General features: G+C 61.6%; 4 protein-coding genes, 1 other RNA gene and 1 pseudogene. 1 reads left to right on the forward strand and 5 read right to left on the reverse strand.

Annotated features, from left to right (window positions below):
* Positions 1–63: 63 nt before the first annotated feature.
* Positions 64–2,139, reverse strand: a complete 2,076-nt coding sequence (gene dnaX, locus AC1DU9_RS22470) for a DNA polymerase III subunit gamma/tau (protein ID WP_223462360.1) — start codon at positions 2,137–2,139, stop codon at positions 64–66.
* Between the two features lie 124 nt (positions 2,140–2,263).
* Between dnaX and AC1DU9_RS22475 the strand changes: the two genes are divergently transcribed.
* The gene (locus tag AC1DU9_RS22475; protein WP_223462361.1) at positions 2,264–3,061 is read left to right on the forward strand and encodes a substrate-binding periplasmic protein; all 798 of its coding nucleotides are present in this window, start codon (positions 2,264–2,266) and stop codon (positions 3,059–3,061) included.
* 60 nt (positions 3,062–3,121) lie between these two features.
* On the opposite strand, the gene ffs is transcribed toward AC1DU9_RS22475, so the two are convergent.
* From ffs to AC1DU9_RS22495, 4 genes and pseudogenes are all read right to left on the reverse strand, one after another.
* Positions 3,122–3,218, reverse strand: an RNA gene (gene ffs, locus AC1DU9_RS22480) — signal recognition particle sRNA small type.
* Positions 3,219–3,329: 111 nt separating this feature from the next.
* Positions 3,330–4,496 (reverse strand): zinc-binding metallopeptidase family protein, encoded by a 1,167-nt coding sequence (locus tag AC1DU9_RS22485; protein WP_223462362.1) that lies wholly within the window; start codon positions 4,494–4,496, stop codon positions 3,330–3,332.
* A 172-nt stretch (positions 4,497–4,668) separates the two neighbouring features.
* A complete protein-coding gene (gene ligA, locus AC1DU9_RS22490) occupies positions 4,669–7,026 on the reverse strand; it encodes an NAD-dependent DNA ligase LigA (RefSeq protein ID WP_223462363.1) in 2,358 nt (785 codons plus the stop codon).
* Between the two features lie 86 nt (positions 7,027–7,112).
* Positions 7,113–7,282: pseudogene (locus AC1DU9_RS22495) on the reverse strand (group II intron reverse transcriptase/maturase); the annotation flags it as partial.

Below are 7,282 nucleotides of genomic sequence, written 5' to 3' on the forward strand. Positions count from 1 at the left end.
ATCACCTCAAAAGTACTTGGATTAAAACAGCGCCCGGCCCATGCGGCCAAACGCCTTCAGTTATTAGCCCTGAGTGACCAGGGCGTCGACAGGTTCAATAGTATCGTTACGGACCACCGCACCGAACTGCTGCATCATTTGCTGGATGAACGGATCACCGTGGATCGATTCCTCCGCCTCGCGCTGACGGTTGACGCGGCGGCGCGAAGCCGCTTGTGCCGGGGTTTCCTGCTCTGGCTTGATCAGCTCGATGCTCAGGGTCAGTGTGCGCTGATGATACTGGTTCAGCGCATCGTTCAGGCGACGCTGCTGAGTGGCGTTGAACAAGGCACTGTGGGCCGGGTCCAGGTGCATCAGCCAATTGTCGCCATCCACCGCGATCAGCGTGCAGTTGGCGGCGATACTGCCGGTCATGCCGGAGATCGGCAATTTCGGGAACAGCTCCAGCCATTGCAGGGCCAGACCGGTGGCCGGCATTGCCGCGGGCTCAGGCTCGGGCTCCGGAACCGGGTCGGCGGCATGCTCGCTGGCCAGCTCGTCGAGGTAACTGTAGGCCGAATCCATGTCCGGCTCGATGTAATCCTCGTCCAGCGGCGGCTCGTCATCCAGATCCATGCCCGGCGTCGCGACATCGACGTCGGCCACCGAAGGTTCCGGGATCGGCGCGGCAGCCCATTCAGGCGCGTCCGGCACCACGCTGTCCGGCGTCGGCAACGGCATCGGCGGTAATTCGGGTTGTTCGCTGGCAGTTTCCAGCACCGGCTCCACCGCCGGTTGCTGAACGGGCGCCGGCTCGACCGGGTCATTCCACGGCAGGTCGACCACCTCTTCGACCACGACCGCTTCAACCACAGGCGCAGGTTCTGGCACAACGGCCGGCGCTACCGGTTCCGGTGCAGATGCAGGCGCCGCCACTGGCGCAGCCGCTATCGGTGCAACGGCCGCAGCAACTACCGGCGCAACAACCGGCGCGGCAGCCACTGAGTTTGCGGAATCAACTGTGGCCTGGCTGATCCCCACTGGCTTTAGCGGTTGCCTCGGGGCATCCGCGGTGTCTGCAGGCCGGAACGCCAGCATCCGCAGCAGCACCATTTCAAAACCGCCCCGGGGATCCGGCGCCAGCGGCAGGTCGCGGCGGCCGATCAGGCCCATCTGGTAGTAGAACTGCACGTCTTCGGCCGGCAACGCCTGGGCCAGCGCCAACACGCGATCACGGTCGCCGTGACCGTTATCGACGCCTTCCGGCAAGGCCTGGGCGATGGCAACGCGGTGCAGCACATTGAGAATTTCCGAAAGCACGCCATTCCAGTCCGGGCCTTGCTCGGCCAGGTGGCGGACGGCTTCGAGCAACGCCTTGGCATCGCCTTCGATCAGCGCATGCAGGACGTCGTAGACCTGCCCGTGATCGAGGGTCCCGAGCATCGCCCGCACGTCGGCGGCCGTGACCTTGCCCTCACCGAAGGCAATCGCCTGGTCGGTCAGGCTCATGGCATCACGCATCGACCCATCGGCGGCGCGGCCCAGCAGCCACAGTGCATCGTCTTCGAACGGCACGTTCTCGACACCCAGAACATGGGTCAAGTGCTCGACCACGCGTTCCGGCGTCATGTTCTTCAGGGAGAACTGCAGGCACCGCGACAGAATCGTTGCAGGAAGTTTCTGCGGGTCGGTGGTGGCCAGGATGAACTTGACGTAGGGTGGCGGTTCCTCGAGGGTTTTGAGCAGCGCGTTGAAGGAATGGCTGGAGAGCATGTGCACTTCGTCGATCAGGTAGACCTTGAAGCGCCCGCGGCTCGGGGCGTACTGCACGTTGTCGAGCAACTCGCGGGTGTCTTCGACCTTGGTGCGGCTCGCGGCGTCGATCTCGATCAGGTCGACAAAGCGGCCTTCGTCGATTTCGCGACACACCGAGCATTCACCGCAAGGGGTCGAAGTGATACCTGTTTCGCAGTTAAGGCATTTGGCAATGATCCGCGCGATGGTGGTCTTGCCGACCCCCCGGGTACCGGTAAACAGGTACGCGTGGTGCAGCCGCTGGCTGTCCAAGGCATTGATCAGAGCCTTGAGCACATGGGTCTGGCCGACCATTTCGCGGAACGAGCGCGGACGCCATTTACGTGCAAGAACCTGATAACTCATCGAAAACCGTCGCAGCGAAGGAAGCAGAAGCGCCTAATGCTAGCGGAGCAAGGCACAAATTGCATCCGGTGCGCTCGTGTATTGTGGCTAAGCTGCACATCGGGGGCTATTAACGGAGTGGTTTATGCGGCTGGCCTTGGGGGCATTGCTGTTGATCAGCCTGGACAGCGTGGCGGCGCAAGCGCCGCTACGTTTCGTGATATCCGACAGCTGGACCATGCCCATGGTGCAACTTGAACAGGACAAACCGACCCAGGGCATCCTGTATGACGTGATGCTCAGCCTCGCGACTCAGGTCGGCGTACCGGCCGAATTCCATGTATTGCCCCGCGCACGGGTGCAAAACGCCATGGAGCAAGGCGAGGTCGATGTCCGCTGTTATGCCGCGCAATCGTGGCTGCCCAATCAGTCTGGCGATTATCTCTGGAGCATCCCGCTCTTTACCCAGCCCGACCTGTTGATCACCCGGAATGCACACCCCACCGCTGTGAACCCGGCGGAATTGCCAGATCAGTCCATCGGCACCGTGCTGGGCTACAGCTACCCGACCCTGCAACCGCTGTTCGACGCCGGCCAGCTGTATCGCGACGACGCACGCAATCAGGAACTGGTGCTGGAAAAACTCCTCGCCGGCCGCAACCGCTATGCCGTCAGCAATCAATGGAGCCTGGACTGGTTCAATCAGCGCCTGCTGCCGGACCAACAGCTGCACAGCGTGGCGGTGCTGCAGGAGCAGAACGTCGGTTGCTACGTACGCAACGACCCGCAAGTGCCGGTGCAGCGCATTCTGCGCACCCTGGTACAGATGAAAATGTCCGGGGAGATCGATGCGATTGTTCGGTTGTATATCGGTGGCGAGCCTGCGGCTGTGGATAAACTGCAAACGACGAAAAACCGCCCCGGACAAGATCCTGGCAGCTAGCGAAAGTCTGTTTTCAGATAAATAACACGAGAGAACACTCGCGTGGCGTTAAGGTGGTAACCCCACCAGCCACACCCCGGCACACAATGTCACCGCTGCGGCTGCTCCCTTCCAGGCCTGACCGGGTTCACGGTTGATCGTTGCGGGGGGACCGATGGGGTCACCATAACGACACTCACCTGTCGGCGAGCCGCGCCATTGTACCTATCTGAGGCGAAGTTACAACCGTTGGTTTCGGATTAAAAATATGAGGGGGTTCAAGCACTTGCTATTGCGCCTGCAGCACCTCATCCGCCCTGCCGCCCGCCTGCTGAATCACCAGATGAATAAAGTGCAGCTTGGCAATGACCGCAGGCGGCAGGACGAACGGATAGAAATCCGGCTGCCCCATGCTGCGCGATAGCTCGTTGAGCATGCCGGCCAATTCGATCCACGCATTGACGAACGACAGAAATGCCGCGCCATCGGGATGCTGCGGATCGTAGAGGGTATCCAACGGAAACGGCTGATAGTCGAAGTCCATGTCCCGGGCGCTCATACCGAAGCCCAGCGCGGTGTCCACTGCATCCATCATGTGCAGGTAATGCGCCCAGGTTTCCGCCCAGTCTTCCCACGGGTGCATGGTGGCGTAGGCGCTGACGTAGTACTGCTGCCAGTCAAGCGGCGCGCTCTGCTGATAATGCCGCTCGAGGGCTTCGGCATAGCTGGCGCGCTCATCGCCGAACAATCCGCGAAAAGGCTCCAGCCACTGGCTATTGGCGATCAATCGATCCCAGTAGTAGTGCCCGACTTCATGACGGAAATGCCCGAGCAACGTGCGATAGGGTTCGTGCATTTGCACCCGCACCTGCTCGCGGTGCGCGTCGTCGGCTTCCTTGATATCAAGGGTGATCAGGCCATTGGCGTGTCCGGTGGTCGGCGGTTTGCCTTTGAGGTCCGCGCCGATGAAATCGAAGGCAAGGCCCGTCTCTTCATCGACGGTTTTGGGAATCACCTGCAACCCCAGGGTGAGCAGTTGCGCGACCAGACGCCGCTTGGCGGTTTCCACCTTGCGCCAGCGCTCGTGGTTGTCGGCTATCGACAGATCAGGAATGGTGCGATTGAGGCTGCAGGCAATGCACAAGACGTCATGGTCATTGGCTGGCAGCAACCAATTACAGGCCGCCGGGGAGTCGAGGTTGGCGCAGCGTCGAAACAGGCCGGCCCCGGGATCGGCATCCAGCAGCCAGGTGCCCGCTTGCACACCCGGTTGCAGCGCAGACAAGCGACTCTGCTCCGGCTGATAGCCCAACGCAGCCGAACAGGCCAGGCACTGGCTGTTGCGAAAGAACAGCGACTGCCCGCAACGACAGGACCAGATTTTGCTGTTGCGCGAGCTTTCGGCCGTGAACGGCGCGGCGATGCGCGAGCTGAGCTGCTCGAAAAAACGGTACATGGCGATCTCTCCCTGAGGCTTGCAGAGACTAGATCATTTCCAAAGGAGGATCGTTCCCAGGTCGAACGCAACACCTGTAGGAGCGAGCCTGCTCGCGATGGAGTGTCAGTCGACATCAATGCGCCTGATCCACCATCGCGAGCAGGCTCGCTCCTACAGGTTGAATTACTACTCAATCTACCTTGCCGTACCCGCGCAATGTTTCAACAAACGCCTCTTCATCCAGCACTTTCAGCCCCAGCTCATTGGCCTTGGTCAACTTCGACCCGGCACCCGGCCCAGCCACCACGCAATGGGTCTTGGCCGACACCGAGCCCGCTACCTTGGCCCCCAGGCTTTCAAGTTTGTCCTTGGCCACATCGCGGCTCATCAGCTCCAGCGAGCCGGTCAGCACCCAGGTCTGCCCGGCCAGCGGCAAGCCTTCGACGACCTTCTTCTCGCTCTGCCAGTGCATGCCGAAATCGGCCAGTTGTTTCTCGGCCGCTTCGGCCAATTGGCGATTTTCTTCGACCGCAAAGAACTCGCGCACCGAATTGGCCTGTTTCTCTGGCAGCGCCTGACGCATGTCCAGCCAATCTGCACTGATCACCGCCTGCAGCGAGCCGAACTTGTCTGCCAGTTTCTGCGCCCCGCCCGGACCGACCGACGGAATATGCAGCTTGTCGAGGAAACCGCCCAACGTGGTGCTCGCGGCAAATTCGGCACCCAACTCGCCCTGATCCTGAATCTGCATGCCATGCCTGAGCAAATCGGCGATCACCTGCCGGTTATGCGCGTCCTCGAAGAAACTGTGGATCTCGTACGCGACTTCCAGCCCGACGTCCGGCAAGTACGTCAGCACCTGTGGCAAGGCCTGCTGCACCCGTTCCAGCGAGCCCAGGGAGCGCGCCAGGACCTTGGCCGTCTCCTCGCCGACATCGGGAATCCCGAGGGCGTAGATGAACCGCGCCAGGCTCGGCTTCTTGCTGTCTTCGATGGCGCCGAGCAGGTTCTTGCTCGACAGCTCGGCAAAGCCTTCCAGGTCGACGATCTGCTCGAAAGTCAGGGCGTACAGATCGGCCGGCGAACTCACCAGGCCTTCGTCGACCAGTTGCTCGACGCTCTTCTCGCCCAGGCCTTCGATGTCCATGGCGCGACGGGAAACGAAGTGAATGATGGCCTGCTTGAGTTGTGCGCCGCAGGCCAGGCGACCGACGCAGCGATACACCGCACCTTCGCTGACTGTCTCGCGACCCTTGCTGCGCTTGATCAGCTGCGTGCGCTCGACATGGGAACCGCACACCGGGCACTGCTCGGGAATCTGCACCGGCCGGGCGTTTTCCGGACGACGCTCCATGACCACTTGAACCACTTGCGGAATCACGTCACCGGCGCGGCGGATGATCACCGTGTCGCCGATCATCAGGCCCAGACGCGCGACTTCGTCCATGTTGTGCAGCGTGGCGTTGGCCACCGTGACACCCGCGACCTTGACCGGTTTCAGACGCGCCACCGGCGTCACCGCCCCGGTGCGGCCGACCTGAAACTCCACATCGAGCAGTTCGGTGAGTTCTTCCATTGCCGGGAATTTGTGGGCGATGGCCCAACGCGGCTCACGGGCGCGAAAACCCAGTTCGCGCTGGGAGGCAATGCTGTTGACCTTGAACACCACGCCGTCGATTTCATACGGCAGCGCACTACGACGCTCACCGATGTCGCGGTAGTAATCCAGGCACTCGGCGATGCCGTGCGCCAGTTTCAGCTCATGGCTGATCGGCATGCCCCAGGCCTGGAGTTGCTGCAAATTGCCGATGTGCGTATCGGCAATGTCCGCCGACACCTGGCCGATACCGTAGCAGCAGAATTCCAATGGGCGATTGGCGGTGATCTTCGAATCCAGCTGGCGCAAACTGCCCGCCGCTGCATTGCGCGGGTTGGCGAAGGTCTTGCCGCCGACTTCCAGCTGCGTGGCGTTGAGCCGTTCGAAACCGGCCTTGGACATGAACACTTCGCCGCGCACTTCCAGGGTCGCCGGCCAACCGGTGCCGTGCAGCTTGAGCGGGATGTTGCGTACGGTGCGCACGTTGACGCTGATGTCTTCGCCGGTGGTGCCATCGCCGCGGGTCGCGCCGCGCACCAGGACGCCATCCTGATACAGCAGGCTGACGGCCAGGCCATCGAGCTTGGGCTCACAGCTGTACTCGACTGTCGCGCCGCCACCGAACAGGTCGCCGGCCGGCAGGTCCAGGCCTTCGGTCACCCGGCGGTCGAACTCACGCATGTCGGTTTCTTCGAAGGCGTTGCCGAGGCTGAGCATCGGCACTTCGTGACGCACCTGGGTAAACGCCGACAGCGCTGCGCTGCCCACTCGCTGGGTTGGCGAGTCACTGGTGATCAGTTCTGGATTGGCCGCTTCCAGAGTCTTGAGCTCGTTGAACAAGCGGTCGTATTCGGCGTCCGGAATGCTCGGCTCGTCGAGCACGTGGTAACGATAGTTGTGCTGATCCAGCTCAGCGCGCAGCTCTAAAATACGGTTCTTGGCGGCGGTCATGGGTGTTCTCTCATAATCGAGTAGGAGGCGGATTTACATCCGCCGTCCTCTCACACCACCGTACGTACGGTTCCGTATACGGCGGTTCAGGTTAAGCGGTTAAGCCGGGTTATCGTGTCCAGTATTGAGACCAGCCCGAGTCGATCCCAGAGTTTCTTCGGCAGCGCCTGATTCATATGGGGTGCTCCCGAATTCCACCAAGGGCCTCGACCGTTGAATGCTGAGTGACAAGCACGGGCTTCGTTGAGCCCTAGAC

Source organism: Pseudomonas sp. P4_C1 (assembly GCF_056402155.1).